1 protein-coding gene and 1 pseudogene are annotated in these 1,069 nt (G+C 30.6%); both read left to right on the top strand.

Going from position 1 to position 1,069, the window contains the following annotated elements; genetic code table 11:
* Positions 1–17: 17 nt before the first annotated feature.
* Positions 18–416 (top strand): annotated as a pseudogene (locus tag D7V32_RS17005) (hypothetical protein); the annotation flags it as partial.
* An 83-nt stretch (positions 417–499) separates the two neighbouring features.
* Complete coding sequence (locus D7V32_RS17000) at positions 500–973, top strand: hypothetical protein (protein ID WP_120403945.1); 474 nt, start codon at positions 500–502, stop codon at positions 971–973.
* Positions 974–1,069: the final 96 nt, after the last annotated feature.

The raw sequence follows: 1,069 nt of genomic DNA, 5'->3' as shown, positions 1-1,069 counted from the left end.
TGCAATAAAATAAAAACATTATTCAGCTCAAACTTCCTTATTGCTTTATTGCTGATGAAGTTGTGTATATCACGCAGTTAGATGCTTTTGGGCATTATCGTAAACATCCATTACCAGGGACAATTTTTGGTGGTCGTTTCCCTATTCATATTTGGCCCCGTCCGTTGATGTGGGCTTTTGAATGGCATGATACTTCTAAAGATTTAATTTTAAAGCGTGGTGAGCCTTTATTTTATTGTCAGTTTGATGGTTTTGATCCTTCACGTTCAGTGAAATTAGTTCAAGCCGAGAAAACACCTGAGCTTTTGCAGTATATGGAACAGATTTCAGGCGTAGTGAATTATGTGAATCAGACTTTTTCATTGTTTAGTGAAGTGAAAAAGGTCAGGCCAAAAAAACTGATGAGCAATAAATAATTTCAGCATAATATATTTATTTAAATAAACTGTAAAAATCAATTTATGATGAGTCAAATAACTCAATTTAAGAGGAAGTGAAAATGGGTTTTATTAATGAACGAATTAGTAAAGAGGATCGTATTGAATATGGTCTTGATGATATAGAAAATAGTGTTAATAAAGGAGTTTGGCACCCTAGTAGAGATTGGACTATAGATAAAGAACAAAAAATATATTTAAGACAAATGTGGCAAAGTAACTCGGGAGCAGATCCTGATAGAAATCCTAAATCGATTACTAGAGTATTTCATTTTTTTATAAATAATATAGTTTATAATGTAAGAATAAAAGAAGATTTGGAAAAAAAAATTAAAACAAGCGATGATTATATTAAGACTACTATAACAGTTTTGTTAGTTAAACCAGAAATAGTTGAAGAAGATGATTTAAGTGAATTCATAAAAATATTATATGAAGCTTTTTTGGATAGAAAAGGAAATGGTATCTATTCCAACTGGGTAAAAGAATATGATTTAACGTTAATCTATAATAATTTGGAGATAAAAAATGTATAATAACCCGAATCTCGGATAAGCAATTGACTTGAAAAAGAGAAGGACTAGAGTTATCAGTTGAGTTACCACACAAAACTCACAACTCTAGTCCTCATG

The sequence above is a fragment of the Acinetobacter tianfuensis genome (assembly GCF_003611465.1).
Classification (GTDB): domain Bacteria; phylum Pseudomonadota; class Gammaproteobacteria; order Pseudomonadales; family Moraxellaceae; genus Acinetobacter; species Acinetobacter tianfuensis.
Note: the sequence above shows the minus strand (reverse complement) of the source record. Positions and strands in the feature narration are given on the sequence as shown.

Excerpts from the sequence above, each read along its gene's own strand:
- D7V32_RS17000 (WP_120403945.1), top strand. The coding sequence starts at position 500 with ATGGGTTTTATTAATGAACGAATTAGTAAAGAGGATCGTATTGAATAT.